The sequence below is a fragment of the Microbacterium sp. LRZ72 genome, from assembly GCF_033792225.1.
Classification (GTDB): domain Bacteria; phylum Actinomycetota; class Actinomycetes; order Actinomycetales; family Microbacteriaceae; genus Microbacterium.
Window position 1 is genome coordinate 1 of the sequence record NZ_JANGEX010000034.1, and the last position, 1,476, is coordinate 1,476.

Below are 1,476 nucleotides of genomic sequence, written 5' to 3' on the forward strand. Positions count from 1 at the left end.
CGCATGGATTCATCATCCGGGAACTCGACCTTCAGCCGGTGCGAGATCTGTTCCGGGCTCCACGCGGTCGCCCACCGCCGGTCCTGCCGATGCGGCTTGTTCAGCCCCTTCCACGCCGGCGGCTCAGGCCCGACGACGATCGTGCCATCTGGTCGACGGACGTTGCCGGCGAGGCGCTCCTGGACGTACTCACGCAACCTGTCGTCGGTCACGAGCCGCGCCTTCTTCGGCCGCTTCGCCGCTTGCTGAGCCTTCCACTGCGCCACCAACGCCCGATACTCCGGCTTCCCGCTCCGCGTGGCCGCGTTGCGGCGCAGCTCGCGAGAGATCGTCCCGGGGTCGCGGCCGATCCTGCGTGCGATCTCACGCACGCCGACGTCCTTGGCGCAGAGGAGCGCGATCTCCTCGCGCTCTTCGAAAGACAGGTAGCGCCCGGCGGGGTCGGCCAAGGAGATCGGCGGCATACCGCCAGCGTGACGAAACCAGCGGCTCCCGACCGGCACAGACACGCCCACTTTCAGCGAGGCCTCAGCCGAGGTGATGCCCGTCGCGATCAGACGCCAGAACTGCCGCTGCACCGCCCGCGAGGGCTCAGGCCGCCCGGGCGAGCGCATCGGTGGTCGCAGCGCCCGATCCGCACGCCACTGCCGACGCGCACCCTCAAGAACCTCGCTGGTCTTCTTGCTCCAGTCCGCCGTCGCCATCCTTGAACACCTCCACGGTCGAGGTGTTGCGACGATCAGTTGAAACCGCCTTGCGCTCCGGCGTCGGTCAAGCCCCGGGTGGTGGTGTAGCGCGGTGTCCTTCGATGGAGGGGTTAGGCGCTGAGTTCGAGGATGGTCTCGGCGGTGACCTCGTCTCCGGTGTCGGGGACGAGGGTGAGTCGGCAGCGGGCGAGGACGTCGAGGCCGAGGTAGCGGCGGCCTTCGGCCCATTCGTCGGTCTGTTCGGCCAGGACGGCGCCGACGAGGCGGATGATCGCGTCGCGGTTGGGGAAGATCCCGATGGAGTCGGTGCGGCGCCGGATCTCCTTGTTGAGGCGCTCGGCGGGGTTGTTCGACCAGATCTGCATCCAGACGTCCTTCGGGAAGCCGGTGAACGCGAGCACGTCCTCGCGGGCGTCGGCGAGGTGGTCGGCGACAGCCGGGAGTTTCTCGCTGACGTAGTCGATGAGCCGGTCGAACTGGGCGTTGACGGCGTCGGCGTCGGGCTGGTCGTAGACCGAGTGCAGCATCGCCTTGACCGCCGGCCACATGCTCTTGGGGCAGACGCTCATCAGGTTCGCGGCGTAGTGGGTGCGGCAGACTCCCACTGTCAACTGGCTGCAGTTCTTCGTGTGTTCCCGGTGCGCGCGCTGAAGGCCGCCGCGGCATCTCAGGGGCGGCGGTGTGTCTCTAATCGTGGCTGGTCAGGCGGCGGTGATCAGCGCGGCCGATCCGTGGCGGGTGGGGTCGTAGGTTTCGTGGTTGCTCCAGC

Annotated in this window: 1 protein-coding gene and 1 pseudogene; both read right to left on the minus strand. The window is 68.4% G+C overall.

Going from position 1 to position 1,476, the window contains the following annotated elements; all coding sequences use genetic code 11:
- Positions 1-704, minus strand: a 704-nt coding sequence (locus M4I32_RS15110) for a helix-turn-helix domain-containing protein (protein WP_319035307.1), incomplete at its 3' end; no start/stop codon positions are given.
- A 113-nt stretch (positions 705-817) separates the two neighbouring features.
- Positions 818-1,303, minus strand: a pseudogene (locus M4I32_RS15115) (transposase); the annotation flags it as partial.
- Between the last annotated feature and the right edge of the window lie 173 nt (positions 1,304-1,476).